The 25,961-nt window shown below is 66.4% G+C and carries 26 protein-coding genes and 1 pseudogene; 18 read left to right on the top strand and 9 right to left on the bottom strand.

What is annotated here, in order from left to right; translation table 11 throughout:
- Positions 1–252 precede the first annotated feature (252 nt).
- Genes eutH through ACO6D6_RS06160 form a run of 7 tightly spaced genes read left to right on the top strand, consistent with a single transcriptional unit; the run spans position 253 to position 7,674 of the window.
- The gene (eutH, locus tag ACO6D6_RS06130) at positions 253–1,395 is read left to right on the top strand and encodes an ethanolamine utilization protein EutH (RefSeq protein WP_484784122.1); all 1,143 of its coding nucleotides are present in this window, start codon (positions 253–255) and stop codon (positions 1,393–1,395) included.
- A 4-nt stretch (positions 1,396–1,399) separates the two neighbouring features.
- Complete coding sequence (locus ACO6D6_RS06135) at positions 1,400–1,690, top strand: EutN/CcmL family microcompartment protein (RefSeq protein WP_484784124.1); 291 nt, start codon at positions 1,400–1,402, stop codon at positions 1,688–1,690.
- A 4-nt stretch (positions 1,691–1,694) separates the two neighbouring features.
- Positions 1,695–3,158 (top strand): ethanolamine ammonia-lyase reactivating factor EutA, encoded by a 1,464-nt coding sequence (locus tag ACO6D6_RS06140; protein ID WP_484784126.1) that lies wholly within the window; start codon positions 1,695–1,697, stop codon positions 3,156–3,158.
- Positions 3,159–3,212: 54 nt separating this feature from the next.
- Positions 3,213–4,580, top strand: a complete 1,368-nt coding sequence (locus ACO6D6_RS06145) for an ethanolamine ammonia-lyase subunit EutB (protein ID WP_484784127.1) — start codon at positions 3,213–3,215, stop codon at positions 4,578–4,580.
- Between the two features lie 7 nt (positions 4,581–4,587).
- The gene (gene eutC, locus ACO6D6_RS06150; protein WP_484784129.1) at positions 4,588–5,505 is read left to right on the top strand and encodes an ethanolamine ammonia-lyase subunit EutC; all 918 of its coding nucleotides are present in this window, start codon (positions 4,588–4,590) and stop codon (positions 5,503–5,505) included.
- 10 nt (positions 5,506–5,515) lie between these two features.
- Positions 5,516–6,172: an ethanolamine utilization microcompartment protein EutL gene (gene eutL / locus ACO6D6_RS06155; protein ID WP_484784131.1), complete on the top strand. Its 657-nt coding sequence runs from the start codon at positions 5,516–5,518 to the stop codon at positions 6,170–6,172.
- A gap of 11 nt (positions 6,173–6,183) precedes the next feature.
- The gene (locus ACO6D6_RS06160; RefSeq protein WP_484784133.1) at positions 6,184–7,674 is read left to right on the top strand and encodes an aldehyde dehydrogenase family protein; all 1,491 of its coding nucleotides are present in this window, start codon (positions 6,184–6,186) and stop codon (positions 7,672–7,674) included.
- Between the two features lie 33 nt (positions 7,675–7,707).
- Here the strand turns inward: ACO6D6_RS06160 and ACO6D6_RS06165 are convergent, their stop codons facing one another.
- Positions 7,708–7,869: a hypothetical protein gene (locus ACO6D6_RS06165; protein ID WP_484784135.1), complete on the bottom strand. Its 162-nt coding sequence runs from the start codon at positions 7,867–7,869 to the stop codon at positions 7,708–7,710.
- On the opposite strand from ACO6D6_RS06165, the gene ACO6D6_RS06170 reads away from it, so the two are divergent.
- From ACO6D6_RS06170 to ACO6D6_RS06195, 6 genes are all read left to right on the top strand, one after another.
- A complete protein-coding gene (locus ACO6D6_RS06170) occupies positions 7,868–8,158 on the top strand; it encodes a BMC domain-containing protein (protein WP_484784137.1) in 291 nt (96 codons plus the stop codon). The two genes, ACO6D6_RS06165 and ACO6D6_RS06170, sit on opposite strands and share 2 nt — an antisense overlap.
- 92 nt (positions 8,159–8,250) lie before the next feature.
- Entirely contained in the window at positions 8,251–8,886 is a 636-nt protein-coding gene (locus tag ACO6D6_RS06175; protein ID WP_484784139.1) for a cupin domain-containing protein, read from the top strand.
- Positions 8,883–9,707 (top strand): hypothetical protein, encoded by an 825-nt coding sequence (locus tag ACO6D6_RS06180; RefSeq protein ID WP_484784141.1) that lies wholly within the window; start codon positions 8,883–8,885, stop codon positions 9,705–9,707. Before ACO6D6_RS06175 ends, ACO6D6_RS06180 begins: the two co-directional genes overlap by 4 nt.
- Positions 9,708–9,727: 20 nt before the next feature.
- Positions 9,728–10,018, top strand: coding sequence for a cupin domain-containing protein (locus tag ACO6D6_RS06185; protein ID WP_484784142.1), 291 nt, complete (start codon positions 9,728–9,730; stop codon positions 10,016–10,018).
- 1 nt (position 10,019) lies between these two features.
- Positions 10,020–11,792: a phosphate acetyltransferase gene (gene pta / locus ACO6D6_RS06190; protein ID WP_484784144.1), complete on the top strand. Its 1,773-nt coding sequence runs from the start codon at positions 10,020–10,022 to the stop codon at positions 11,790–11,792.
- 284 nt (positions 11,793–12,076) lie between these two features.
- Complete coding sequence (locus ACO6D6_RS06195) at positions 12,077–12,748, top strand: NUDIX hydrolase (protein ID WP_484784145.1); 672 nt, start codon at positions 12,077–12,079, stop codon at positions 12,746–12,748.
- Between the two features lie 32 nt (positions 12,749–12,780).
- Here ACO6D6_RS06195 and ACO6D6_RS06200 read toward each other — a convergent pair whose 3' ends face one another.
- From ACO6D6_RS06200 to purS, 3 genes are all read right to left on the bottom strand, one after another.
- Positions 12,781–13,608, bottom strand: coding sequence for a Bax inhibitor-1/YccA family protein (locus ACO6D6_RS06200; RefSeq protein ID WP_484784147.1), 828 nt, complete (start codon positions 13,606–13,608; stop codon positions 12,781–12,783).
- Between the two features lie 146 nt (positions 13,609–13,754).
- Positions 13,755–14,429, bottom strand: coding sequence for a phosphoribosylformylglycinamidine synthase subunit PurQ (gene purQ, locus ACO6D6_RS06205; protein WP_484784149.1), 675 nt, complete (start codon positions 14,427–14,429; stop codon positions 13,755–13,757).
- Positions 14,429–14,668, bottom strand: coding sequence for a phosphoribosylformylglycinamidine synthase subunit PurS (gene purS / locus ACO6D6_RS06210; protein ID WP_484784151.1), 240 nt, complete (start codon positions 14,666–14,668; stop codon positions 14,429–14,431). Before purS ends, purQ begins: the two co-directional genes overlap by 1 nt.
- Positions 14,669–14,716: 48 nt before the next feature.
- On the opposite strand from purS, the gene ACO6D6_RS06215 reads away from it, so the two are divergent.
- Positions 14,717–15,574, top strand: coding sequence for a DUF2510 domain-containing protein (locus ACO6D6_RS06215; protein WP_484784152.1), 858 nt, complete (start codon positions 14,717–14,719; stop codon positions 15,572–15,574).
- Positions 15,575–15,583: 9 nt separating this feature from the next.
- On the opposite strand, the gene ACO6D6_RS06220 is transcribed toward ACO6D6_RS06215, so the two are convergent.
- The 4 genes and pseudogenes from ACO6D6_RS06220 to ACO6D6_RS06235 form a co-directional block, all read right to left on the bottom strand.
- Positions 15,584–16,390, bottom strand: a complete 807-nt coding sequence (locus ACO6D6_RS06220; protein ID WP_484784153.1) for a TIGR02452 family protein — start codon at positions 16,388–16,390, stop codon at positions 15,584–15,586.
- A 37-nt stretch (positions 16,391–16,427) separates the two neighbouring features.
- A pseudogene (locus ACO6D6_RS06225) lies at positions 16,428–17,273 on the bottom strand (phosphoribosylaminoimidazolesuccinocarboxamide synthase); the annotation flags it as partial.
- Between the two features lie 184 nt (positions 17,274–17,457).
- On the bottom strand, positions 17,458–19,356 hold the full coding sequence (locus ACO6D6_RS06230) for an FtsX-like permease family protein (protein WP_484784154.1): 1,899 nt from the start codon (positions 19,354–19,356) through the stop codon (positions 17,458–17,460).
- Positions 19,353–20,063, bottom strand: coding sequence for an ABC transporter ATP-binding protein (locus tag ACO6D6_RS06235; RefSeq protein ID WP_484784156.1), 711 nt, complete (start codon positions 20,061–20,063; stop codon positions 19,353–19,355). Before ACO6D6_RS06235 ends, ACO6D6_RS06230 begins: the two co-directional genes overlap by 4 nt.
- Positions 20,064–20,323: 260 nt before the next feature.
- Between ACO6D6_RS06235 and ACO6D6_RS06240 the strand changes: the two genes are divergently transcribed.
- From ACO6D6_RS06240 to ACO6D6_RS06255, 4 genes are all read left to right on the top strand, one after another.
- Complete coding sequence (locus tag ACO6D6_RS06240) at positions 20,324–21,550, top strand: sensor histidine kinase (RefSeq protein WP_484784158.1); 1,227 nt, start codon at positions 20,324–20,326, stop codon at positions 21,548–21,550.
- Complete coding sequence (locus ACO6D6_RS06245; protein WP_484784159.1) at positions 21,547–22,206, top strand: response regulator; 660 nt, start codon at positions 21,547–21,549, stop codon at positions 22,204–22,206. The genes ACO6D6_RS06240 and ACO6D6_RS06245 overlap by 4 nt, the downstream gene beginning before the upstream one ends.
- 233 nt (positions 22,207–22,439) lie before the next feature.
- Positions 22,440–23,318, top strand: a complete 879-nt coding sequence (locus ACO6D6_RS06250; RefSeq protein ID WP_484784160.1) for an ABC transporter ATP-binding protein — start codon at positions 22,440–22,442, stop codon at positions 23,316–23,318.
- Positions 23,315–24,424, top strand: coding sequence for an ABC transporter permease (locus tag ACO6D6_RS06255; RefSeq protein ID WP_484784161.1), 1,110 nt, complete (start codon positions 23,315–23,317; stop codon positions 24,422–24,424). The genes ACO6D6_RS06250 and ACO6D6_RS06255 overlap by 4 nt, the downstream gene beginning before the upstream one ends.
- A 60-nt stretch (positions 24,425–24,484) precedes the next feature.
- Here the strand turns inward: ACO6D6_RS06255 and ACO6D6_RS06260 are convergent, their stop codons facing one another.
- A complete protein-coding gene (locus ACO6D6_RS06260) occupies positions 24,485–24,979 on the bottom strand; it encodes a hypothetical protein (RefSeq protein ID WP_484784162.1) in 495 nt (164 codons plus the stop codon).
- Positions 24,980–25,961: the final 982 nt, after the last annotated feature.

Here is a 25,961-nt window from a genome sequence, read left to right on the forward strand (position 1 = left end):
GGCCGATTCAAACCCAATCCACAAGAAAAGTTGCCAAACGGAAAACATCCGAACCGCCCCGCGGGTATCGCACCATCGCTCAAGTGGTCTGTCGTTTTCGTGCTAAGTGGTCTGGGAAACTTCCTGCAGGGTCGGCACCATGTTCCTGTCCGTGAGTGCACGGGTGGCCGTGGGCGGCCTCGTGATACGCGGATGTGAGCGGGATCCCGACGAGGGATCTGAACAAGTTACGGGACGGACACGGGAGTCGCAGTGGGCATCAACGAGATCATCCTCTGGATATTGATGATTTGCATGGTCCTCGGCGGCATAGACCGGGCCATCGGGAACAAGTTCGGTTTGGGTGAACAATTCGAGGAGGGTTTCAACTCCCTCGGTCCCCTGGCACTCGCCATGGTCGGCATCATCTCGCTCTCACCGGTACTCGCGACGCTGCTGGGGCCGGTCATCAACCCGGTCTATGCGCTCGTCGGCGCTGATCCCGCAATGTTCGCGGGCACCCTGCTGGCCTGTGACATGGGCGGCTGGCCCCTGGCCCAGCAGATGACCGAGAACCCGCAGGCGGCTCAGCTGTCGGGTCTGGTACTCGGATCCATGATGGGCGCGACGGTCGTGTTCACGATCCCCGTCTCCCTCGGGATCATCGAGAAGGACGACCGTGGTTTCCTGGCCAAGGGAATCCTGGCGGGAATCTGCACCATTCCCATCGGTGTGTTGGTCTCCGGTTTGAGCGCGGGTTTCCCGATCGGCATGGTGTTGATCAACCTCATCCCCATCGTCGTGGCAGCCCTGCTCATCGCTTTCGGCCTGTGGCGTTTCCCCAACGCCATGACCACCGGCTTCGAGTGGTTCGGCAAGATCCTGCTCGCCATCATCACCGTCGGTCTCGTGATTGCCGTTCTCGAACAGGTGCTTAGCATCAAGATCATGCCCGAGGGCTGGGAACTCAAACCGGTCACCGAGGGTCTCGAAACGGTCGGGCTCATCGCCATCGTGCTGCTGGGTGCTTTCCCCGCGGTTTTCCTCATCATCAAACTCGCCGGTAAACCTCTCGGCAAGGTGGGCAAGCTCATCGGAATCAACGACACCGCGGCCGGCGGCATGATCGCCACCCTGGCCAACAACATCCCGATGTTCCAGGTCATGAAGGACATGGACAACCGCGGCAAGGTGGTCAATTCCGCCTTCGCCGTGAGCGCCGCCTTCGCCTTCGGCGACCACCTCGGTTTCGTGGCCGGGGCGGAGTCCAGCATGATCGCAGCGGTGATCGCCGGCAAACTCGTGGCGGGCTTCGCCGCCGTCGCCCTGGCGTTGCTGCTGTTCGGCAGGTCCCTGCCCAGGGCGGAGGACGCCCCGGCACCGGAGGCGCCCGAAGCGGCCGCAGAGGGGGTCTGAGACGATGCGGATCGCCCGCGTGATCGGCTCTGCGGTCTCAACCATGAAACCGGACAACATCCGGGGCTCGAAGCTCCTGATCCTCAGGGCCGCCACCCCCGACAACAAACTCTACGGCGATCCCTTCGTGGCGGTGGACATGGTCAGCGCGGGCACTGGGGAGCTCGTCCTGGTGGCCGACGGAAGCGCTGCCCGCCGCGGCCTGGACAACGACGACGCCCCCGTCGACTCGGTGATCATGGCAATCCTCGACTCCTTGGAGGTCGAGGGCGCCGTGACCTTCAGAAAGCATTGATCCCATGGCAACGAAATCCAGGGAGATGCTCAGCGTCGGGATCGACATCGGAACGACGACGAGCCAGCTCGTCCTCTCGCGCCTGTCGGTCAGCAACCACGCGCGCGTCGGCCTGGTGCCGCGCCTCGACGTCGACGAACGCACGGTCCTCTACCAGAGCGAACCCCACCTGACGCCGCTGTCAGCCCCTGATGAGATCAACGTCGGGGCGCTGGTGGGAATGATCCATCGCGAGTACGAACGCGCGAACATCGACTCATCGCAGGTGGAGACCGGGGCGGTCATCATCACCGGCGAAACCGCCCGCACCCGCAACGCGGAGGCGATCCTCCAGGGTCTGTCCGATCTGGCCGGCGAATTCGTGGTCACCGTCGCGGGGCCCAGCCTGGAATCCCAGATCGCCGGACGCGGCTCCGGCGCCAGCGACTGGGCCGCAGAGCATTACGCCACCATCGTGAACGTCGACATCGGGGGCGGCTCCGCGAACGCGGCGATCTTCCGGGCCGGCAAACACGTCTCCTCCGCCGCGGTCATGGTCGGCGGCAGGCAGGCCATGGTCAACCCCGACACCGGGGTGCTGGAGCACCTCAAACCCGGCGGCCAGGTGGTCGTCGAGACCCTCGGCCTGACCGACCTCAAGGTCGGCCAACCAGCCCCTGTGCCCGCGCTGCGACGATTCACCGACGCGATGGCCGATGTCGTCATCGACCTGGTGCTCGGCAAGACCTCACCGCTGGCCGAGAAACTGGCCCTCACCACCCCCCTCGACATCGACGGCCCGGTCGCTGCCTATTTCGTCTCCGGAGGGGTCGGTGCCGCCTATTACGCGAACCTGCCCTGCTCCACCATCCAGGAGATCGCCCGTTTCGGTGACGTCGGCCCTCTGTTCGCGCAGTCGCTGCGGGAGAACCCGCGCTGGCAGCAGCTTCACGTCGAGGAACCCGGACAGACCCTGCGCGCAACCGTGCTCGGGGCCGCGAGCCAACAGGTGACGCTCTCCGGTTCCACGATCTGGACCGAACGCGAACACCTGCCGTTGAAGAACCTCCCGGTGATCGAACCGAGGCTGCTCGACGCCGTACCCGAGTATCGCGACCCGGAAGGTGTCAGGCGTGCCGTCACCCGGGCCGTGAGGCGCTGGGACCGCGGAGAGGCGGACCAGGGGAACTTCGTGATCACTCTCGACCTGCCCCGGCGGATGGACTATCCCCAGGTGATAGCCATCGCCACGGGCCTGGCGCTGTTCGCCGAGGACTACCTGCCGCGGGGCAAGCCACTGATCCTGGTCACGGAGGAGGACTACGGGCAGGTGCTCGGCCAGACGATCAAGTCCCGCAGCCCCGACCTGCCGGTCATCGTCGTCGACCAGATCGGTCTCGGGGAGGGCGATTTCATCGACATCGGGGAGCCGCTGTTCGAGGGCCGGGTCGTCCCGGTCTCAGTGAAGACCCTCGTTTTCTACCAGTAGGACCTGAAAGGTGAAGGAAACAACCATGCGAAACGGTGTGAAGGAGGTGGCCTGATGCTGCTGCGCACGAAACTTTTCGGTGAAACCCACGAGTTTCGCGACCTGAAGGATCTGCTCGCCAAGGCCAACGAGGAGAAGTCGGGCGATCAGCAGGCCGGTATCGCGGCCAAGACCGCTGCTGAGCGGGTGGCGGCTCGTCTGGTCCTGGCGGAGGTGCCATTGAGTGCCCTGCGCGAGAACCCGGTCGTCCCCTACGACGAGGACGAGGTGACGCGGGTCATCGACGACGCGGTCAACGAGACCATCTACTCGGAGATCAAGAACTGGACCGTCGGTGAGTTCCGCGAGTGGATCCTCAACAACAACACCACCAGCGAGATGATCCACCGCATCAGCAACGCCCTGACCGGCGAGATGGTCGCCGCGGTCACGAAACTGATGAGCAACCTGGACCTGGTGGTCGGCGGCAAGAAGATCCACGTGGTCAAGCACTGCAACAACACCATGGGCCTGCCGGGTACGCTCGCCTCCCGCAACCAACCGAACCACCCCACCGATTCCGTCGACGGCATCCGCGCCGCCGCCTACGAGGGCCTGTCCTACGGGTCGGGTGACTCGGTGATCGGCATCAACCCCTCCGACGACTCGGTCAGCAGCGTCAGTCGTCTGCTGGAGATGACCAAGGAAATCATCGACCGCTGGGAGATCCCCACCCAGAACTGTGTGCTGGCGCACGTCACCACCCAGATGGAGTGCCTCAAGCGTGGTGTACCCGTCGGCCTGGTGTTCCAGTCGCTCGCGGGTTCGCAGAAGGCCATGGAGAGCTTCGGGGTCAGCGTCGAAATGATCGACGAGGCCTACGCGCTGGCGAAAAAGTACTGCTGGACCCCCGGCCCCAACTACATGTACTTCGAGACCGGTCAGGGCTCCGCGCTGTCAGCGGACGCGCACAACGACGCCGACCAGCTGTGCCTGGAAGCCCGCATCTACTCGATGGCCAAACGGTGGGACCCCTACCAGGTCAACACGGTCGTCGGGTTCATCGGACCCGAATATCTCTACGACGCCACCCAGATCACCCGGGCGGGCCTGGAGGACCACTTCATGGGCAAACTCACCGGGATCTCCATGGGATGTGACGTCTGCTACACCAACCACGCCAAGGCGACGCAGAACGACCTGGAGAACCTGGCCGTGCTGTTCGCCGCCGCCGGTGGCAGCTTCATCATGGGCGTACCGCAGGGCGACGACTCCATGCTGTCCTACCAGTCCACCAGCTACCACGACGCCCCGGCGTTGCGGCAGGCCCTCGGCCTGAGCCCGCTACCCGAGTTCAAGGCATGGCTGGAGGACATCGGCCTGTGGAAGGACGGACACCTGACCGACCTGGCCGGCGACCCCTCGTTCTTCCTGAAGAGGTGACCTCACGATGAATGAAAAACTCGAAGAGATCGTCGCCCGCGTCATCGCGGAGCTGAAACGCGACGGCATCACACCCCCTGACGAGGCCAACCTCATCCCCGTGGCCACGGGCAACGGCAACGGCGCCTCCGGGGAGCTGGTGATCGACCTGCCGGATCCCACCGTGGAATCCGAACGACGCAGGCTGAGGGTGGACAACCCCTACGACGCGGACGGCCTGCGCAACCTGTGCGCAACCACCACCGCCCGGATCGGGATCGGCCGCGCCGGCGCCCGCCCCAAGACCGCGTCGCTGCTGCTGTTCCAGGCCGACCACGCCGTCACCCAGGACGCCATCTACGGTGTCATCAACGAGGACACCAAGGAGAAGCAGAAACTGTTCACGGTGCACAGCCAGGCCGCGGACCGCTCCGAATACCTGCTGCGCCCCGACCTGGGACGTCGCCTGACCGACGAGGCCAAGGCCATCATCCAGGAACGCTGCAAAAAACAACCCGACGTGCAGATCTGCATCGGCGACGGCCTGTCCGCGGCGGCCATCTCGAACAATCTGGGCGACATCTACCCGGTGATCGAGCAGGGGCTCAGCTCTGCGGGGCTCACCCTCGGCACGCCCTTCCTGATCGAGAACTGCCGCGTCGGGATCATGAACGACGTGAACACGATCGTGCAGGCGAAGGTCGTGCTGCTGCTCATCGGTGAACGCCCCGGCCTGGGCATCGCGGACGCCATGAGCGTCTACATGGGCTTCGACCCGCAGCCCGGCAAGAGCGACGCCGACCGCGACCTGATCTGCATGATCACCACCCACGGCGGCACCAACCCCCTCGAGGCCGGCGCCTACGTCGTCGAGGTGGTCAAACGAATGATCCAGCACAGCGCATCCGGCGTGAAGCTGCGTGCGCTGTCCGGTGGCGAGGACTGAGGAGACGACCATGGCCATTCTCGATCCCGTCAGGCCCACCATCCTGGCGGCACGCATCATCCCCAACGTGGACCAAGGCTTCGCGAAGCACCTGAACCTCAAGGACCACCAGCGTTCCCTGGCGCTGGTCACCTGCGACATCGACGACGCGCTGTACGTCTCCCTCGACGAGGCGACCAAGTTCGCCGAGGTCGACGTGGTCTACGCGAAGAGTTTCTACGCGGGTTCCGGTTACCCGTCGGGTCCCCTCTCCGGTGAGATCATCGGCATCCTGGCCGGACCAACCCCTGCAGAGGCCCGCTCCGGTCTGGACGCCTGCATCGCCTACGCCGAGGAGGAAGCCTGCTTCTACACGGCCAACGAGGCAGGGGACCTGACCTTCTTCCCGCACCTGATCAGCAGCACGGGCAGCTACCTCAGCGAAGCGGCGGGCATCCACCGCGGCGAACCGCTGGCCTACCTCATCGCTCCCCCGCTGGAGGCCACCCTCGGTCTTGACGCAGCCATGAAGGCGGCCGGGGTGGAGATGAAGGTGTTCTACGAGCCGCCCTCGGAAACCAACTTCGCAGGTGGTCTGCTCACCGGCACCCAGAGTGCCTGCCGCGCGGCCTGCACCGCCTTCCAGGACACCGTTCTCGACGTGGCGGCCTCGCCTCGAAAATACTGAAGGGGAATTCAGTGACGGAAATCGACAAGGATCTGGCATCCATCCAGAAGGCCCGCGACCTGTGCAAACAGGCCCGCGAGGCGGCGCGCAGTTTCCAGTTCGCCTCCCAGGAGGAGGTTGACCGGATCTGTGAGGCGATGGTCGAGGCCGCGGTCACCGAGGCCGCCCGGCTCGGGCAGCTCGCCCACGAGGAAACCGGTTTCGGTTTCCCGCTGCACAAGAAACTGAAGAACGAGTTCGCGTCCCGGAACGTGTGGGAGTACATCAAGGACACCCCCACCTGCGGGGTGCTGCACCACGACAAGGAACGCAAGATCGTGGAGATCGGCGCTCCCGTCGGCGTGATCGTCGCTCTGACTCCCTCCACGAACCCGACCTCGACGGCGATCTTCAAGTCGCTGATCTCGGTCAAGGCCCGCAACGCGGTAATCGTCGCCCCCCACCCGTCGGCGTCGAGGAGCACCGCCGAGGCGGTGCGGGTGGTCAGGGAGGCCGGCGAGAGGGCGGGCATGCCTGCCGGGTTGATCTCCTGCCTGGAGAACCCGACGCTCCAGGGCACCACCGAGCTGATGAACCACTACGCCACCTCGATGATCCTGGCCACCGGTGGTCCCGGCATGGTCAAAGCCGCTCACAGCCAGGGCAAACCGGCCCTCGGTGTCGGCCCGGGCAACGTGCCCGCCTACGTGGACCGCAGCGCCCACGTCGTCAAGGCTGCCAGGATGATCGTCGAGTCGAAGTCTTTCGACTGCTCCACGATCTGCGCCACCGAACAGGCGGTGATCGCCGACAGGCCCATCGCGGAGCGTCTGAAGGCCGAGATGCAGGCCAACGGTGCGCACTGGCTCACCAAGGAGGAGTCCGACAAGCTGGCCGCGGTGATGTTCCGCCCGAACGGGATGATGGTCGCCGGTCTCGTCGGCCGTACCCCGCAGTACATCGCGGAGCAGGTCGGCATCCAGGTGCCCGAGACGGCCCGCGTCCTCGTGGCCGACCTCGAGGGCATCGGTCCCGACCACCCACTGTCGCGTGAGAAACTCACCACCGTGCTCGGCTTCATGGTCGTGGACGGCTGGCGTGATGGCTGCGACCGTGCCATCGAGATGCTCAATTTCGGTGGTGACGGACACAGCATCGTCATCCACTCACGCGACGAGGAAGCGGTCCTGGCCTTCGGGATCGAGAAACCGGCATTTCGGATTCTCGTCAACACCTGGGGTTGCCTGGGTGGGGTCGGATACACCACCGGGCTGGCACCGTCACTGACACTGGCGCCCGGAGGTATCGGCGGCGCGGCCGTCGGCGACAACATCTCCCTCAGGCACGTCCTCAACGTCAAACGTCTCGCCTACCATCTGCGCGACGCCCCCGAGGTCGCCAAGCTGTGGGGTGGCCGCGAGTCGGGCCCCGCCCCGGCCCAGGCCGCCTCGAACGATCCGGGACAGGACGCGATCGACCGGATCGTCGCCCAGGTGCTGGCCGAGATGCGCGGCACCAGATGAGCGTGGAAGGAGCTGAGGCGTGACCGCAACCAATCAGGCTTCAACGGCATCGACCGAGGAGGAGAACGCTCGAAACACCAGCAAGACACCGGTGCAGAAAACACCGGCATCCACGTCCGGGTCCGCCGCAGCGGCAAAGACCCCGGAAAAAACCGACCAACAGCCACAGACCACAAACAGAAGGAGCACTTCCATGGCTGATGTAACTATGACCGCTCTCGGCATGGTCGAGACCAAGGGCCTCGTGGGCTCCATCGAAGCGGCCGACGCGATGGTCAAAGCCGCCAACGTGACCCTGATCGGCAAGGAGCAGATCGGTGCCGGGCTCGTCACCGTGATGGTCCGCGGTGACGTCGGCGCAGTGAAGGCCGCCACCGACGCCGGGGCCTCCGCCGCGTCGCGCGTGGGCGAGCTGGTGAGCGTCCACGTGATTCCCCGTCCTCACAACGAGGTCGAGCTCATCCTGCCCAAGACGAAGGGCTGATCCCGTATTCACCGGGCCTGTGTGCTGGCCGGGAGATCTCCCGGCCAGCACACGGGGGCGGGTTCTCCGCCCCCGTTCACTGAAGGAGCATCATGTCCACACGCACCGTCATCACCGCGGATCAGGTCACCCGGGCCGCAGCCGCCGGACGGCTCACCGTCCCCGAGGAAGCGCTCGTCACCCCACTGGCCCGTGACCGCGCCACCGAACTGGGCGTCAGGCTCGAACCCGCGGGCTCCGCCCCCGCACCCGCAACCCATGCGGCCCCTGCACCGGCCACAGCATCGGACGACGACCTCACCCAGCGCATCCGGACCCTCGTCGCCTCGATGCTCGCCAACGACATCGCCACGACGACGGCGAACCCCACACATCCCGTCAAACTCTGCCGCGCATCCGAGGCGGTCACCGAACCGTTCCCCTACCCCGGGCCGAAACCCGGCCAGCAGGTGCGCACCGGGGACGTCGTCACCTCCGACGACGGTGCCCCGATGGCTGCCGGATACATGACCCTGACCGAGGGCAGTTTCCCCTGGGAGTTCAGCTACGACGAAGTGCAGATCGTGCTCGAGGGCGAACTCCACATCGGCACCCCCGAGGGCACGAGGATCGCCAAACCCGGCGACATCATGTACGTACCCAAGGGTTCCAGGATCACCTTCGGCACACCGAGCTGGACCAAATTCGTCTATGTCACCTTCCCGGCCGACTGGGAGTCGGGGCTGTGACCATCGTCACCGAGGCAGAACTCCGCGACCAGCTGCGTCGCCCCACCCTCGGGGCCACCATCAAGGTGCCTGCAGGGGCGCGGCTGACGCCCTCCGCCCGGGACTTCGTCAGACAATGGCAGCTGAACCGGGTCGACCCCTCGGAGCCGGAACCGGGGACCGCCCCCGCGGTTTCGTCGCCGAGCGCCCCACAGGCAACTCCCGATGGTGGGGAAACCGCCGACACCTCGTGGCAGCAGAAGTCGGTGTTCCCGATCAACCGTCCACAGCATCCACGTTGCGACTGCTGCGGCGGCGAGCTCACCCGCAAGGGCGACAACATGACCCAGCTCAACGACGAGGTCTTCGTGGTCAAGACGCATCCCCGGATCCGGCTGCGCGGAAAATTCGACAGCCTGCACGCGCTGGTGCTCATGACCGAATGCCAGGCCCGCAGCACAGGTCCGGACTGGCTGGCGGAGTCGCTGGCCATCCTGGCCGCGTACTGCCGGGAACTCACCAGCGCCGAATACCACCAGCGGGTCGTGGCGCCGCTTTCCCTGCCCGGATGGGACGAGAAGTCCATCCACAAGGCCACCCACGATCCGGAGTCCGTTCTGGGCGTGCCCCACGAAACCCTCGACGGTTCATCGCCGGTGCTGTCGCACTGGCTGAACCTGTGCCGCGCCAGCTCCCGCGAACTGGAGATCGAGGCGCTGACGGCACTGCCATCCCAGGACAACCCTTTCGCGGTTTCCCTGAACCACGCGCTCAACAGGCTCTCCAGCGCGTTCTACTTCCTGCAGCTGCGCCTGTCGCAGACCAGCCGGAAATCCAAGTGAACACTTCAGAAGGACAGGCCATGCCCAGACACGTGATAACCCAGCAGGACATCACCCAGGCTCTCGCTGATGGCAGGACCGAGCTGAGCCTGCGTCCGGACAGCATCGTCACCGCTTTGGCGGCCGAGGTGGCCCAGCAGAAGGGCATCCGCCTGGTGCGGAACTCCGAGGAAACCCAGAAGGCGACCCCCACGGAGGCGGCGGATCGACCTGCTTTCGGGCGCGCCGAGATCCGCAACGCCGTGATCGCGAACTACGGCGGCGAACCTGACGGTCTCGACCGTGTCCTGGACCGGGTGCTGGGAAACTGACATGACCCGAGCCATTCTTCACATCGCACCCACCCGGCCCGGAATCAACGTCGAGGAAACCGCTCGCCGTCTCCTCACGGAACTGGAGAACCGAGCCGTCCATGTGAACCTCGGCCCGCTCTTCGCCGCCGACCCCGTCACCGCCGCAAAGGATCCCGACCGTGTCCTGTCGGCCGCTGTGGAGGCGGTGGAAAAAGTCAGCGGGGATGTTGTGGTGACCTCCGCGCAGCTGCCGGAGGCACTTCACCCGGTGGCGTTCACACTTCAGGCCCGGTTGGCCACGGAACTGGGAGCCGGTCTGGTCCTGGTCACGGACGGCGACGACGGCTCACTGGAGCAGGTCGCCACGGCAGCGGCCGCCGACCTCCACGCCACGGTGGTCGGGGTGCGGCTCGTCGATGGCAGCTGGGCCGGAAACTCCGGTGGGGCCTCGTCCTACCGTTTGCTCAGCGGGTCATTCAGCAACCACGTCACCAATCCGATACACACCGCCATTGCCCCCGGGGAAAGCGCCAGCGACGTGCTGAAACGCCTGACCGGGGACACCTGCCCGGTGGTTCCCGTCGAGCGCATCGACATCCTGATCGGGTTGATCGTCGGCCTGGCCTCCGGACGGTTCCCGCTCCCCGCGGCTGTCATGGTCTCCGGAGCGGCGATTCCGGAGTCCATCACGCGCACCTGGAGTCGTTTCGTGCCCACCGTTGCCCTGGTGCAGCTCGGCACTTCCCAAAGCGGGGTTGATGTGCTGGCGCATGCGCGACAGGTCCGGGAAACCCGCCTCGTCACCCCGCTGCTGTTCCAGCGCAGGCTGTTGGACGAGGCACGTGCCGTGAACCAGCGCATCGTGCTGCCGGAAGGCACCGAGCCGCGCATCGTGCGAGCCGCCGCGGAGGTGCTGCGCACAGGAGGCGCCCGGTTGATCCTGCTGGGCGATCCCGGGGCCGTGCGACAGGTGGCCGCAGCGGAGGGCGTCGACATCTCCGGCGCGGACATCATCGACCCCGCGAACGATCCCCTGCGGGAACGATTCGCCAACGAGTACGCCGAGCTGCGCGCGAAGAAAGGAATCACCCGGGAGCAGGCCCACGACCGGGTCGCGGATGTCTCCTACTTCGGGACGATGATGGTGCGCGACGGCCTGGCCGACGGCATGGTCTCGGGTGCGGTCAACACCACCGCCCACACGATCCGCCCCGCCTTCGAGGTCATCAGGACCAAACCCGGGGTATCACTGGTCTCGTCGGTGTTCTTCATGTGTCTGCCCGACCGGGTGCTGGCCTTCGGCGACTGCGCGGTGAACCCGAACCCGACGGCCCCGCAGCTCGCGGACATCGCCATCGCCTCGGCGGTGACGGCCGAACAGTTCGGGCTCGAACCCAAAGTGGCGCTGCTTTCCTACTCCACGGGCGCCTCGGGCACGGGTCCGGATGTCGACCTGGTGAGGGAGGCCACCGCCATCCTCCACGAGAAGGCACCGGGGCTGTGCGCGGACGGTCCATTGCAGTTCGATGCGGCCGTGGCCGAGTCGGTCGCCCGTTCCAAGGCGCCGGACTCCCCCGTCGCGGGACACGCGAACGTGCTGATCTTTCCCGACCTGTCGGCCGGCAACACCGGATACAAGGCCGTGCAGCGCACCGCGGGCGCCCTCGCGATCGGCCCGGTGCTGCAGGGCCTCAACCGGCCCGTCAACGACCTTTCGCGCGGCGCCCTGGTCGAGGACATCGTCAACACCATCCTGATCACCGCCATCCAGGCGGGCAGGGAAACCCGGTAAATCACGTCCCCCGGCTGAAGGAATGTTTCTCGGAGATCACGGTTGCCCTGCAGCTGCTTCGTGACCCGGTCTGAGAAGACGACCGGCGGGTCGTGTCGACGGTGTTTGACCCACCCCACGAACTCCAACGAAGAGGCCGGTTCGAAACAGTGCCGTGGGTTCCCCGGGGGGTCGTGAGCAGGTCTGTTTCTCGACCCTCGGGAGCGGATTCGCGCCGGACCGCTCCTTCTTCACGACCCGGCACGACCGGTTCGCGAAAGCCATCAAACCCTTAAGATGCCAAGGTGCGTTTGATTGGTCTTCTCGACGACGACCCCGTGATCGAGCTGGTGCTCGGCCACGGGGAACACCCCGACACCGCACTGCACCGGGCCGGTTGGATCGCCGGGCGACCCTTGGAAGCGGAATGTCGTGACGGTGACGTCATGGTCACCCTGGAGGTCCGCCCCGCATCCCCCGCTGACACCCCGCCCGTCGACAGGGTGGTGGTCTACGAGGAGCCGGGGACCGATGAGGTGCCGCTGCTCCGCCAACGGGTCGGGGCCTACGGCATCGTGCTGTCGGAGCGGGGCCTGCTGGGCACGGTCATGTCTCGGCTCACCGGGGCACCCGGGGCCTGGAACCTGCCGGGCGGCGGTCTCGACGCCGGCGAGGAACCGACGGCGGGCCTGCTGCGCGAGGTCCACGAGGAGACGGGCCAGCAGGTCGTCCCCGGGCGGCTGCTGACCCTCCAGTCGGACCACTGGGTCGGCCGCGCCCCGAACGGCGGCCTGGAGGATTATCACGCCCTGCGCATCATCTACTCCGCGACATGCGAAAAACCCAGCCGCCCCCGCGTCCACGACCTGGGAGGGTCGACGGCGCGGGCCGACTGGGTTCCGGTGAAGGCCTGGCGCAGACTCCCCTGGACCCGAGCGGCTCGGCAGGTGCTGAGCCAGCACCTGCCGAGCCGCTGATCACCGGGTCCCGGAGCAGCCCGCTTACCGGGTCAATCCCTGAAGTAGGACAGGATGCGCAGGATCTCGATGTAGAGCCACACCATGGTGACGGTGATGCCGAAAGCAGCACGCCACGACTCCTGGGCCGGGGCCTGGGACGCGATGCCGCGCTCGATGTAGTCGAAGTCGATCACCAGGTTGAACACGGCAAGGCACACGGCCAGGATCGAGACGCCGATCGCCAGCAGGCCGGCGCCGCTGCCCACGGCCCGCAGCCCGGTGTTGATCCCGAGCAAGGCGAGCACGAAGTTCACCAGGAAAACACCCGCGAGGGCCATGGTCGCGATGGTGACCATCTTGCGGAACTTGGCGGTGACGCGGATGTTGAAGAACTTGTAGGCGGCCAGGGTGGCGGCTGCCGTCACGAAGGTGGCCAGCACCGCGGAGACGACGATGCCGGGCCACGTCACCTCGAAGTACTTCGAGATGCCACCGATGAACAGGCCTTCGAGTGCGGAGTAGACCAGGATACCCGCCACCGGGACCTTGTGCCGGGTGGCGACGATCAGGGAGACGACGAAGGCGCCGAGTCCGCCGACGATCATCACCGGGAGCACGAGGCTGAGCGGCAGCAGGGTGAACGTCGCCGCTGCGGCCGCGAACACCACGAGCAGGGTGATGGCGGTCTTGGCCAGGACGTCGTCCATGGTCATGACCCCCGCGGTGGGCTGCGGCTGGGGTTGCACATATCCGGGCTGCGGCTGGTAGCCGTAGCCCTGCTGCTGGTAGCCGTACGGCTGCTGTTGATAGCCGTAAGGCTGCTGAGGGGCAGCCGGCCGGTTGAAAGCCGAACTGCGGCTGAACACGGGATTCGCCATGTTGGGGTTCCTTCAGAATCGCGATGACTTTTGTTCTCAAGTGTATGTGGTCCCACCGACAAAGGTGCAGGCAAGACCGCTTCGAACGGTTGGGCCGATCATGGTGTTCTCGGCCGGGGCCGCCTCCCAGGACCCGGCGGGGACGTTCAGGCGCGGGTGGTGAGGAACTGGATCAGCGACTCGAAGAACCTGCGGCCATCCAGCGACGCCCCGGTCAGGGCCTCGACGTTGTGTTCGGGATGGGGCATCAGGCCGACGACGTTGCCGCGCTCGTTGGTGATCCCGGCGATGTCGTTGGCCGACCCGTTGGGGTTGTCGAGGTAGCGGAAAACCACCTGGGCGTTGCCCTCGAGACGTTTCAGGGTCTCGGGATCGGCCTGGTAGTTGCCCTCGCCGTTCTTCAGGGTGATGACGATCTCCTCGCCCCTGGTGAAACCGCAGGTCCATGTGGTGTCGATGGATTCGACGCGGAGCCTCTCGTCGCGGCAGATGAAGTGCTGGTCGACGTTGCGGATCATGGCGCCGTCGAGGAGGTGGGCCTCGCAGAGCAGCTGGAACCCGTTGCAGATCCCCAGCACGGGCAGTCCCTTGTTCGCGGCGTCGATGACGGTGTCCATCACGGGGCTGAACCGTGCGATGGCCCCGCAGCGCAGGTAGTCGCCGTAGGAGAAACCTCCCGGGAGGATGATGGCGTCCACGCCGTCGATGGAATCCGACCCGTGCCACAGCGGAACGGCCTCGGCCCCGCACAGCTTCACGGCACGCAGCGCATCATGGTCGTCTAGGGACCCCGGGAAGGTGACCACACCGATGCGGGGCATCAGCCGACCACCACTTCATAGGCCTCTATGACGGTGTTGGCGAGCAATTTCTCCGCGGCCTGGGAAACCCGTTCCAGGACCTCGGGGGTGATCTCGCCGTCCACCTCCACCTCAAAGCGTTTGCCTTGACGGACGGTCATTCCTTCGAACCCGAGGCGTTTGAGGGCACCGGTGACCGCCTTGCCCTGCGGGTCGAGGATCTCGGGTTTGGGCATGACGTTGACGACGACGCGTGGCATGACAGCACCCTATCGGGCCGGATCCCACCTGTCCTACAATTTCGTGCCATGTCGCAACCCGGTTGGTATCCGGATCCCGAGGATCCCGAGGACCACATGCGTTACTGGGACGGCAACGCGTGGAAGGGCGACCCCGAGCCCCGGCGACCCGCGACGACACCCGGCTCCACCGGCCGGAAGGGCGGCCGGGTGATGTGGGTAGTGCTGGCCGTGGGGGTCGTCACGGTTGCGCTGCTGGCGTGGAGCGTGCTCGGCCGGGGTCTCCAATCAACCGCCCCCGCGGACACCGTGTCCGCCAAACCAACGGGCAGCACCTGGGACGAGAAGGCACCGGATTCGCCATCCCCGTCCCCGACGGCACCGGATCCCAGCGGTGGACAACAGCTGCCCTGCCCGCAGGTCGAGGTCAGGACGGTGCCCTTGACGAATGGTTCCCGGCTGACCGCCGCCGGCCTCAGCGTCCCGACCCCGTCGGGCGGAACCAACTCCCCGGGCATCTCCCGGCTGCTGACCGACACCACCGCCCGCGCCTACCAGTATCGGAGTTCCGCCTGGGCGTCCTTCCTGTCCATCGGCAGGGCCCCCGCCTCCGAAGGGTTCACCGATCCGGCCACCACGGCCAGGCAGGTCATCGAATGCCACCTGACCGGCAGCAGGTTCGGGGGTTACGAATCCCACGAGGTGCTGGTCTCGGAGACCGTCACGGTGGACGGCAGGCAGGGACACCGGGTGCGGATCCACGCCGTCAATTCCCGCGCGCCGGGCGGCGGGGCGGTTTTCGACGCCATCGCCCTGGATGTCGGAAACCCGTCCGGCCTGTCCGTCTACTGGGGTGGGGCGGTGGACGCCGACGCCGACGCCGGCTCCATGCTCGACCAGGCCGGGAAGAGCCTGCGGATCGCCTGAGGAACCGGGTCAGATGAAGGCGGCCCGGAAGGGTTCGAAAACGCGCTGATCCCTCGTCCGGTCGAGGATGGCGAAGACCGCCAGGTCGAAGGCCCCGGAGAAGGGACCGGCCAACAGGTCACGGAAAGTGGCGGCGACGAAACCGGGATCGTTGCGGAAAACCCCGCAGCCCCAGGCGCCGAGCACCAGATTCCGGTGGCCGTGTTCGTGTGCGACGACCAGCACCCGCCGGGCACGTTCGCTCAGCGCATCCTCGAGCCGTGTCGTCTCCCCCGGGGTGCGCCACTTCGCCGCTCCCGCGTTGGGAGCCGGGGCGGTGATGACGGCGGTCAGCCACGGCACGTCAATGAGGGAGTCGTCCCCACCCCGGAACACCGGCACGGCGGGCGAGTAGATCATCGCGTGGCTGTAGGCCCGGTCGTGGTCGCGGTTGATGCGGTACATGTCGCGGCCGCGGATACAGGCATAGAGGGCGCTGTCGCGGGCAAGGGCCTCCTCCTGAGCCTGCGCACCCAGCAGGAAACCCCCGCCCGGATGTATGGCCGAGGCGAAGTTCAGGACGACCGGATCGGCCGTCCGTATCCGGTGAGCGGCCTCAAAAGTCCCCATCTGCTGCACCTTGACGTGTACTCTCCCGGGTTTCGGCTCCGGATTCGGCAGGTCGGCGTCGGGAGCGTACTCCACGGTCCCCGCGACGGCGTGTTCGATCTGTTCGCGCAGCTCGACGCGTTCACCGCGGCCGTTGAGGTAGAAACCGCGGTCGATGATCTCGACGGTCTCGCGGGCCAGTGCCGCGAGATGCTCCCGGTGCATCATTCAGTGATCATACGGCAGGGATCTCCCGGAACGACCGCCCGGTCAGGCGTTCGTAGGCCTCGACGTAGCGGGCGCGGGTGGCCTCGACCACCTCGGCGGGCAGCTCCGGTGGGGTCGTCTCGCGGTCCCAGCCGGACTCCTCGGCCAGCCAGTCGCGGACGTACTGCTTGTCGAAACTGGGCAGCGACTCCCCCGGCCTCCACAGTTCCGCGTCCCAGAACCGCGACGAGTCGGGGGTGAGCACCTCGTCGGCCAGGACGAGGGTTCCGTCGTCGCGGCGCCCGAACTCGAACTTGGTGTCGGCCAGGATGATGCCCCGCCCGGCGGCGATCCGCTCGGCCCGCGCGTACACCTCGAGGGTGAGGTCGCGCAGTTGGACGGCCAGGTCGTCGCCGTGGAGGCGGGCGATCGTGGCGAGGTCGACGTTCTCGTCGTGCTCCCCCAGCTCGGCCTTGATGGCGGGGGTGAAGATCGGTGCCGGGAGCTTGTCACCGTCGCGCAGCCCGTCGGGCAGCGGCACCCCGCACACCGTCCGCGACCGCTGGTACTCGGCCCAGCCCGACCCGGTGAGATAGCCGCGCGCCACGCACTCGACCGGCACCATGTCGAGTTTCTCGACGACGACGGCGCGGCCCCTGACCGCGTCGGGAACGTCAACGGAGACGACGTGGTGGGGCACCAGGTCGCGCAGCAGTTCGAACCACCACAGCGACAGCTGCGTGAGCACGGCACCCTTCCCGGGAATGGGGGTGGGCAGGATGTGGTCGAAGGCGGAGATGTTGTCGGTGGCCACCATCAGCACGTCACCGTCGGGCAGCGCGTACATCTCGCGCACCTTCCCGGCGTGGATGAGGGGCAGACCAAGCGATTCGAACTGGCTCACGACGTCAGCCTAGAGGCTCCGCTGCCGGACGGCGGGAAACGCCTGCCTTGCAGTCGTCCGCTTGCGCTACAGCGCAAGCGAGCGCCCGCAGGACAAGCGTTTCCGGCTGGAAGACAGGCGAACGACGAGAAGGCAGGCAAACGATGGGAAGACAAGCGTTTCCGGCGGGAGGGCAGGCGACCCGTCAGGCCCGTCCCGGGTCGTCCCCTGCCGCCAGGAACGCACCGAGAGCGTTTCCAGCGATTAGAAAGGCACTCATGAACCCGAAGAAGCCGAGGGTCTGCGGCAGCACGTCGAAGATCGCGGGCCCGACCAGGGATGCATCGCCGAGCGCGTATCGCGCGCCGAGCCCCAGCAGCGTCCCGAGGATCAGGATCGCCGAGGTGACCAGCAGGATCACCGCCTCCACAGCGACCACTCCCATCACTCCCCCACGACCGACACCGAGCGAGCGCAGGGTGGAGTATTCGCGGCGACGTCCGAGGTTCGACGCGATGGCCATCTGGGTCATGCCGACCAGGCTCATCAGATAGATGGTCCCGAACAGGCCGATGTTCGAATTGGCGGTGGCGAGGTGCCGGGCCTCCAGGCGTCGTTGCACGTAACCGGGCACGTCCGTGACGGAGCCCGCCACCGAGTTCTCGTCGAGCTCCCCTGCGAGCTCCCCGCTGCCGCCGGTTCCATTCACGAAAACCGTCGGCGGCCCGGCACGGCCGCCGGTCATTGCCACGAGCTGCGTCCAGTCGAGGAAGAGCCCTTCGTTGACGGGGTCGTGGACGACCGCCACCACCCTCAGGGTGACCGGCTGCCCGGCCGCGTCGTCGAGGGTGTAGGTTTCACCGACCTCGTCGCCCTTCTCGCTGGATGCGATGGACTTGCCCCCGACCTGTGAGAGATCCCCGGAAACCACCTGCTGGCTCCACAGTTCCGCGTACGCCAACGGGTCGACGAAGTTCAGGTATTTCAGTTCGAGTTTCCCGGCGGGATCGGCCACGGGCCACATCGTGGAGGTGTGCCGCGCGATGGTGGAGGCGCTGCCGCCGATGAGATCCACCACCCGGTCAGCGCTCGCCGCATCCGGCACGAACACCACGGCCGTCGCGGTGAGCAGCTCACCGTAAGTCCCGAACGTCCGATGCTCGTCAACCGCGTTTCCGACGTGGAAACCACCGAGCAGCCCGACCGCGAGTATGAACGGCGTCGCGACACCGACGTAACGGCGGCGGTCCTTGGAGGCCCGCCCGGCCGCCAGCATGGCGGGACCGGACATGATGGGCGCCAGCACCCTCCCGGCCAGCCAGGTGACCACGGGCACGAGGAAGGGAGCCAGGGCCAGCAAGGACACGACCGCGATCACCGGCACCAGGATCACCAGACCCACATCGCTGTCCGGACCGATCAGCACCACGGCGCACACGCACGCCCCGGCCACGACCAGCCGTCCCGCGACCTGCCGGGGCCGCATTCGCCCGGACAGCGGATCGGTGCCGCCGATCAGATCCCCCCGGGTGGCACTCCTCGCGGCCAGCAAGCCGGCCGTGGCGGAAGTGAAAACCAGGACCGCCGTCACCACCATGATCGGAAGCACCTGCACGGAGGTATCGAGCCCGACCCTGCTGAACATCCCGGCCGTCTTCAGCATCTCGAAGAAGGGCGAGGCGAGCGCGCCTCCCAGCAGCGCCGACGGCGCGGAGGCCACCAGGGCGAGCACCGCGCACTCCAGGAAGGCCATGACGCCGATGTGCCACCGGCTGGCCCCGGCCAGCCGCAACATCGCCAGCTCCCGCTGCCGCAGTGAGACGACCTGTTTCACGGCCGAGAACACCAGAAAACCGGAGACGACGATGGCCAGTCCACACATCACCGCCAGCAGCCAGCCGGCCAGCTGCGCGGTGCGCATCACATGCTCACGGGCCAGGCCGGCGACGGACACCCGCCCGGGATCACCGAAAGCCGCCGCGACGGTCGTCTCGGCACCCGTGACCACCGCCGTGGCGGCTATGGTGAAGGCGCATCCGGCGTACAACCCCAGGTGACGCACCACCAGCCGCGTCGACAAGTGGATCATCTCCAAGGCCCTCATGAGCGTGCCTCCAGATCGGTGAGCCTGGCGGCGATGTCACGGGCCCCGAGACCACTGCGGTCGTCCACGATCACGCCGTCGTACAGGAAGAGCACTCGTGATGCCGCGGCGGCGACGGTCGGGTCGTGGGTGACGACCACGACGGTGCTCCCGAGCGCCGGGAGCGCGGCGAAATGTTCCAGCACCTCCCGCCGGGATGCGCTGTCCAGGGCTCCCGTCGGCTCGTCGGCGAAGACCACCCTGCGTTCCGCGGCCAGCGCCCGCGCGATGGCGACCCGCTGGCGTTGACCGCCGGACAGCTCGGCCGGGTACCGGTTCTCCAGGCCTGACAAACCCACCAGCGTGAGCATCTCCCGGGCTCGCGGCTCCGTCACCTCGGCTCCGCCGAACAGTGACGGCAACCGCACGTTCTGGACAGCGGTCAGGGCGTCGATCAGGTTGTAGTCCTGGAAGATGAAACCGAAGGAGGTCCTCCTGAGCGCATCGAGTCTCCTGCGGCTGAGCCCCGTGATGTCGACATCACCGAGGAACACCTTCCCGGATGTGGCACGGAGCATGCCCGACAGGCAGTGGAGCAGCGTGCTCTTCCCGGACCCGGACGGCCCCATGATCGCGGTGACGGAGGCCTCATCGAAGGCCACGGAGACCCCGTCCAGCACCAGATTGTTCCCCCCGAATCTCTTCGACAAATCCACCGTTCTCAGCAAGGGACGATCCTTCCGGACAGTTCGCGATGGTCGGGAAGCGACGCCAGCCGTCGGTACGGAGTCACGGCACGGACCCCACGGACCGGAACACACCTTTCGTATCGCTGTATTAAGTGATTAATACACTAGCACAGTGGGAGCTGTCGAGGGCGGACGGCAGGAAACGCCTGCCTTGCAGTCGTCCGCTTGCGCTGTAGCGCAGGCCCACGACCACAGGACAGGCGTTCCTGTTTCTTCGCGGAGCATTTACCATCACTTCCATGGCTTCACGCACACTGCCCGAGAACTGGCTGAGGCAGGACCTGATCGTCACCGCCGCGGCCGTGGCGGCGGGATGTCTGATGGCCTGGCTGACCTTCGTCCTGGGTTCGACGACCTTCGCCACACCCCTTGAGATCCAGCTGATCGGTTGCCTGCTGCTCCCTCTTCCCCTGATCTGGCGGCGAAGCCACCCGCTGGCCTCCGGGATTGCCGTCAACGCGCTCTACATCGCCCTGTCCAACACCACCGGGATGGATCTCTTCGCATCCCAGGTCACGCTCTTCCTGTCGTTCTACTCGATCGGGGCGTGGTCGGCCCGACGCGGGGCGGCTCTGGCCACCCGGACCGTCATCAGCATCGCCATGGGCTTGAACGTCTGCCTGAGCATTCTGGTCAACCTGGGGTCGGCGAAACTGAACGTGCAGTTCGCCTCCGCCACCATCCTGGTGGCGCTGTTCGCCCTCTATCTGGTGATCAACCTCGCCTTCTTCGCGGGCGCCTGGGTCTTCGGCGACCGGGCCTGGCAGCAGGCCCTGGAGCGGCAGGAACTGGTCGAGGCCAACAGGAACGTCAAGGCGCTGCAGGCCGAGCTGATCACCCGCGCCATCGAGGAGGAGCGGCTCCGGATCGCCCGCGAGCTGCACGATGTCGTCGCCCATCACGTCACCACCATGTCGGTGCAGGCCGCGGCCGCCCGGCGCCTGCTGGGCAGGGACCCGGAGCACACCGAGAAGTCACTGAAACAGATCGAGGCCAGCGCGCGACAGGCGGTGAACGACCTGCGTTCGATGGTGTTCACCCTGCGGGAGACCAACGCGACGGAGGAGGGCCTGCCAACCGTGGAGGACATACCCGACCTGGTGGAGTCCGCGCGGCTGGCGGAGGCACGCGTCAGCTACGAGACGATCGGGGAGCTGCCCGAACTCAGCCCCGCTGTTGAACTGACCCTCTACCGGGTGGCGCAGGAGGCCCTCACCAACGCCGCCAAGCACGCCGGCCCGACCGCCAGCGTCGCCGTGCGCCTTCGCTCCCGACCGGATTCCGTGGAGTTGGAGGTCTCGGACGACGGTTTCGGGATGCGACGCAACATCCCGGGCACCGGCACCGGCCTCGCGGGGATGCGGGAACGGGTGATAGCTCTCGGGGGCAGCCTCGAGGCCGGTTCGAAACCCCGGGGTGGTTTCCGGGTGCGAGCCGAGATCCCGACGGCGGGAGCGACCGCATGATCCGCGTCCTTCTGGTCGACGACCAGCCCCTCATCCGCACCGGCTTCAAGACCATCCTGGAGACCGAACCCGGCATCGAGGTGGTGGGCGAGGCGGGCGACGGCACCCGGGGCGTCGAACTGGCCATCGAGTTGCGCCCCGACGTGGTCTGCATGGATGTGCAGATGCCCCGGATGAACGGGATCGAGGCGACCCGCGAGCTCACGTCCCGGGGATGCGGCTCGGCCGTGCTGATTCTGACCACCTTCGACCGCGACGACTTCCTGTTCGAGACCCTCCAGGCGGGCGCGTCGGGGTTCCTGCTGAAAACCGCGGAGGCCGAGAAACTCATCGAGGCCGTGCAGATCCTGGGGCGCGGCGAGGGGCTGCTGTCGCCGCAGGTCACCCGCCGGGTCATCGAACGCTTCACCGCGCCCCGGCAGGAGCCCCACTGCCCCGGCAGGGCCGCGGCGGGGGTGTTGACGGAGCGCGAACACGACACCCTGCTGCACCTGGCACGCGGCCTCAGCAACGCCGAGATCGCGGCCGAGATGTTCGTCAGCACCGAAACCGTCAAGACCCACGTGTCCAACATCCTCACCAAACTGGGGTTGCGCGACCGCATCAACGCAGTCATCTGGGCCTACGAGAACGGTCTCGTGTCCCGCTCGAACTGACCCGCGAGCACCAGCGAACAGGTCGAGTCGAAACCGGGCCGCGACCGAGCCACGGAAACGCCTGTCTTGCAGTCGTCCGCTTGCGCTGTAGCGCAGGCACACGACCACAAGACAGGCGTTCCCGTCAGGAGGGCAGGCGAACTACGCCATCTCGTATCCCCCGTGTGGGGGAGGACGGATTTCCCCCTGCCGCGGGAAGCGCCAACCGGGTCCCGATCCGTAGCGTTGAGGTCATGATCAACGTACGGAACGTTCACCGGTTCTTCGGTGACAAGCATGTGTTGAACGATGTCTCCTTCGACATCAGGCCCGGCCTCATGACGGGTTTCGTCGGCGGCAACGGGGCCGGCAAGACCACGACCATGCGGATCATCCTGGGCGTGCTGGCGGCCAATGAAGGGCAGGTCCTGGTCGACGGTCAACCCATGAACGCCGAGCAGCGCGCCACCATCGGCTACATGCCGGAGGAACGCGGCCTCTACCCGAAGATGAAGATCATCGACCAGCTCGTCTACCTGGCCCAGCTGCACGGCAGCGACGCCACCGAGGCGCGCCGCTACGGCCTGGAACTGCTGGAACGTCTCCAGCTCAACGGCAAACCCACCGACACCCTGGAGTCGCTGTCGCTCGGCAACCAGCAGCGGGTGCAGATCGCCGCGGCCCTCATCCACCGACCCAACGCCCTGGTCCTGGACGAACCGTTCTCCGGTCTCGACCCGGATTCGGTTGACATCACCGTCGACGTGCTCCGTGAGGTCGCGGCCACGGGCGCCCCCGTCCTGTTCTCCTCGCACCAGCTCGACGTTGTGGAGCGGCTCTGCGACCAGCTCGTGATCATCTCCCGGGGCGAGATCCGCGCCAACGGCACCCGGGCCGAGCTCCAGGCCGCCAACACCGGCAACGAGTGGGATCTGGAGACGAACACCGACACCGGCTGGGTGCGTGACATCGTCCCGGTGGTCGAGTTCGACGGCGGCTACGTCCGGTTCCAGGCACCCGACGAGGAAACCGCCAACCGTGTCCTGGTGGCCGCCCTGGAACGCGGCACCGTCAGCAACTTCCAGCGCGTGACCCGCAGCCTGCACGAGATCTACAAGGAGATGGCCCAATGAACACCCAGACCCCCGCCCGTCCGAGCTTCTGGAGCACCGTCGGTATCGTCGCCAAACGGGAAATCGTGGTGCGATGCATGTCGAAGTCGTTCATCATCTCGACCCTCATCACCCTGGCCGTCATGTTCCTCGCCGTCGTTTTCACCCCGCAGATCGGAAAGTGGATGGACGGCGGCGCCACCACCGTCGCCACCACCACGGACCTCGCCCCGAAACTCAGGAACCTGCCGAACATCACCGTGGTCGAGGTCGCGGACCCGGAGGCGGCGCGCAACGCCGTGCTCTCCGAGGACGCGAAAGCCGCCGTGGTTCCGGACACGTCGAACCCGCTGGGAATCGAGGTGCTGTCGCTGCGGGACACCCCGACCGGCCTGCTCTCGTCCCTTTCGGTGTCCCCGAACGTTCAGCTGCTCGACCCCAACGCCCCGCATCCCGCCCTTCGCTATTTCCTGGGAATTGGTTTCGGCATGGTGTGGATGATGGCAGCCATAGTCTTCGGCATGGGCATCGCCAACTCGGTGGTCGAGGAGAAGCAGACGCGCATCGTCGAGATCCTGCTGGCCAGCATTTCCTCGAAGGCGCTGCTCACCGGAAAGATCATCGGTAACTCCGCCGCGGCACTGGCGCAGATCCTCGCCATCGCGGCCACCGTCCTCGGGGGGCTGGCGATAAACGGCAGCGTCCTGCCGGTGGCGGACCTCGTGTGGCCCATCGTCTGGTTCGTCGTCCTGTTCCTGTTCGGGTTCGTCATGATCGCGGCCCTCTACGCGGCTGCCGCCGCGCTGGTCTCCCGCACCGAGGATCTCAACACCTCGCTGCAGCCCCTCACCTGGCTCGTGATGCTGCCCTATCTCGGTGTTGCATTCGGCACCAGCAATCCCCTGGCCATGACGGCGATGAGCTACATCCCGTTCTCCGCCCCGGTCGCCGTTCCGGTGCGCATCTTCCTCGGCCAGAGCGCAGGCTGGGAACCCTTCGCCTCACTGGCGCTGCTCATCCTCACCACCGTCGCGACGGTCTGGTTCGCCGCCCGGATCTACGACCGCGGCCTGCTGCGCACCGGCAAACCCCTGAAGTGGCGGGAAGCCCTCACCGCTGCCTCGTGACCTTCCCGGAAAAAGGGGCTGTCGACCGGACACGACCCGGTCGGCAGCCCCTTCGCAACGTCACCGCTGTACGACCCTGAACAGCGCCCCGGACGTCAGGCCGATGAGAAACAACAACCCCAGGACGATCCCGAACACGATCAAGGTGGCGCGAGCAAAGTTCTGCTTGGCGCGCGAGAAACTCGACGAGCACGCCATCACCAGAACCGCGACGATGTTCGCCAAGGGGATGGCCATGAGGATCACAACCCCGACCCAGCTCGCAACGCTGTCACGGCTCGGGTCCTCCCAGCGTTGGGATGGGAACTCACCCACGGCGTAGGGGTCGTACCTGGAAGATGACTGTTCGGGGGCGTACAGGTAGCGGTTGAAGGCGGCTGCCTCGTCCGCCCGGTGGGGCTGCCCGGTCGCGGCATCGGCGGATCCGGCTGACGCGCCGACCGGTTCGGCAGCTTCACCCACCTGACCGGTTGGTTCACCGAGCATGAAATCGGGGACTCCGCTACCCGAAGGTTCCGGCTTGGATGGATCAGTGTTCTGGGGAGACTGGTTCATGGTGCTCCTCTGATTTCCTGACGGTCTTGGCATGCTAACCCCTCCCAGGGTGCAGACGTGGCAGAAACCCGAGAGCTGCGGGGTGAAACCAAGGGGGTGTTCTTCCGGATGCGAGCAGGCCGGCTCAACCAACTTCCGCCCCTCAAGCTGGTTGAGCCAGCACGTGAGCGTCCTCTCCCTGAAACTGGTTGAGCCAGCACGTGAACGTTCTCTCCCTGAAGCTGGTTGAGCCGGGCCGCGACGAAGGAGTAGCCCGTGTCGAAACCATCCGACAGCCAAACAGCAGACCCGTTGAGGAAGCCACATCCTGCCCGGGTTACAGTGGTGATGCGCGCGGCAGTAGCGGTGCGAAGTGAGCTCGGCAGCCTTCCGGACGGTCGGTGAGCCGGGTTTTGCGCTTCATGGTGACGGTTACTCGAACCCGTCGACGAGTGACGCGATCCGACGTTTCCAGTCGCCACCTTTGACATGGCTCCAAGCGATCGCACCAGGGGCTCGCGACAACTGCCGCGGTCATCGCGTATCCCTTGAGGCTTGTTCACGGGCAACACCTCGGCCAGCGAAGCCCTGGTCAGACAACACTTGAGGACGGCTGTGAGTAAGCCTCCGTGATGGTTTTCGCACCATGACCACTGCCCACTGATGGTTTTGAGAGCCAGGCGAGGTGTCCGGCCACCTGCGGATTCATCCCCGTCGTGTGGCGCTTGCCCCAGTCACAACTCAGGACGCTTGGACCATGGTCAGCAGGACGCCAAGGTACCGTCGATGAGCATGCTGCCGGATCCGGGTCGAGGTCCCCCACATCAGGCACCCACGCCTTGGATGGCCTCGGCGATCAAGGAAGTGTAGACCGTGACCACTCGTGAGCCGGTGGTTTGGGAAACCCGCGTGAATGTCTGTCAGCAACTCCTGAGTGAGATTGTGCCCGAGCATCAACAAAGTGACCTGGATTCGGCGGAACAATCCCAGGGCACGAGACCCT

It is taken from the genome of Arachnia sp. (genome assembly GCF_057238465.1).

What these genes read in the sequence shown, in the direction of transcription:
- ACO6D6_RS06135 (WP_484784124.1), top strand. Translation starts at nt 1,400, where the DNA reads ATGCGGATCGCCCGCGTGATCGGCTCTGCGGTCTCAACCATGAAACCG.
- ACO6D6_RS06140 (WP_484784126.1), top strand. Translation starts at nt 1,695, where the DNA reads ATGGCAACGAAATCCAGGGAGATGCTCAGCGTCGGGATCGACATCGGA.
- ACO6D6_RS06145 (WP_484784127.1), top strand. Translation starts at nt 3,213, where the DNA reads ATGCTGCTGCGCACGAAACTTTTCGGTGAAACCCACGAGTTTCGCGAC.
- eutC (WP_484784129.1), top strand. Translation starts at nt 4,588, where the DNA reads ATGAATGAAAAACTCGAAGAGATCGTCGCCCGCGTCATCGCGGAGCTG.
- eutL (WP_484784131.1), top strand. Translation starts at nt 5,516, where the DNA reads ATGGCCATTCTCGATCCCGTCAGGCCCACCATCCTGGCGGCACGCATC.
- ACO6D6_RS06170 (WP_484784137.1), top strand. Translation starts at nt 7,868, where the DNA reads ATGGCTGATGTAACTATGACCGCTCTCGGCATGGTCGAGACCAAGGGC.
- ACO6D6_RS06165 (WP_484784135.1), bottom strand. Translation starts at nt 7,869, where the DNA reads ATGGAAGTGCTCCTTCTGTTTGTGGTCTGTGGCTGTTGGTCGGTTTTT.
- ACO6D6_RS06175 (WP_484784139.1), top strand. Translation starts at nt 8,251, where the DNA reads ATGTCCACACGCACCGTCATCACCGCGGATCAGGTCACCCGGGCCGCA.
- ACO6D6_RS06185 (WP_484784142.1), top strand. Translation starts at nt 9,728, where the DNA reads ATGCCCAGACACGTGATAACCCAGCAGGACATCACCCAGGCTCTCGCT.
- pta (WP_484784144.1), top strand. Translation starts at nt 10,020, where the DNA reads ATGACCCGAGCCATTCTTCACATCGCACCCACCCGGCCCGGAATCAAC.
- ACO6D6_RS06200 (WP_484784147.1), bottom strand. Translation starts at nt 13,608, where the DNA reads ATGGCGAATCCCGTGTTCAGCCGCAGTTCGGCTTTCAACCGGCCGGCT.
- purQ (WP_484784149.1), bottom strand. Translation starts at nt 14,429, where the DNA reads ATGCCCCGCATCGGTGTGGTCACCTTCCCGGGGTCCCTAGACGACCAT.
- purS (WP_484784151.1), bottom strand. Translation starts at nt 14,668, where the DNA reads ATGCCACGCGTCGTCGTCAACGTCATGCCCAAACCCGAGATCCTCGAC.
- ACO6D6_RS06215 (WP_484784152.1), top strand. Translation starts at nt 14,717, where the DNA reads ATGTCGCAACCCGGTTGGTATCCGGATCCCGAGGATCCCGAGGACCAC.
- ACO6D6_RS06220 (WP_484784153.1), bottom strand. Translation starts at nt 16,390, where the DNA reads ATGATGCACCGGGAGCATCTCGCGGCACTGGCCCGCGAGACCGTCGAG.
- ACO6D6_RS06230 (WP_484784154.1), bottom strand. Translation starts at nt 19,356, where the DNA reads ATGAGGGCCTTGGAGATGATCCACTTGTCGACGCGGCTGGTGGTGCGT.
- ACO6D6_RS06240 (WP_484784158.1), top strand. Translation starts at nt 20,324, where the DNA reads ATGGCTTCACGCACACTGCCCGAGAACTGGCTGAGGCAGGACCTGATC.
- ACO6D6_RS06245 (WP_484784159.1), top strand. Translation starts at nt 21,547, where the DNA reads ATGATCCGCGTCCTTCTGGTCGACGACCAGCCCCTCATCCGCACCGGC.
- ACO6D6_RS06250 (WP_484784160.1), top strand. Translation starts at nt 22,440, where the DNA reads ATGATCAACGTACGGAACGTTCACCGGTTCTTCGGTGACAAGCATGTG.
- ACO6D6_RS06255 (WP_484784161.1), top strand. Translation starts at nt 23,315, where the DNA reads ATGAACACCCAGACCCCCGCCCGTCCGAGCTTCTGGAGCACCGTCGGT.
- ACO6D6_RS06260 (WP_484784162.1), bottom strand. Translation starts at nt 24,979, where the DNA reads ATGAACCAGTCTCCCCAGAACACTGATCCATCCAAGCCGGAACCTTCG.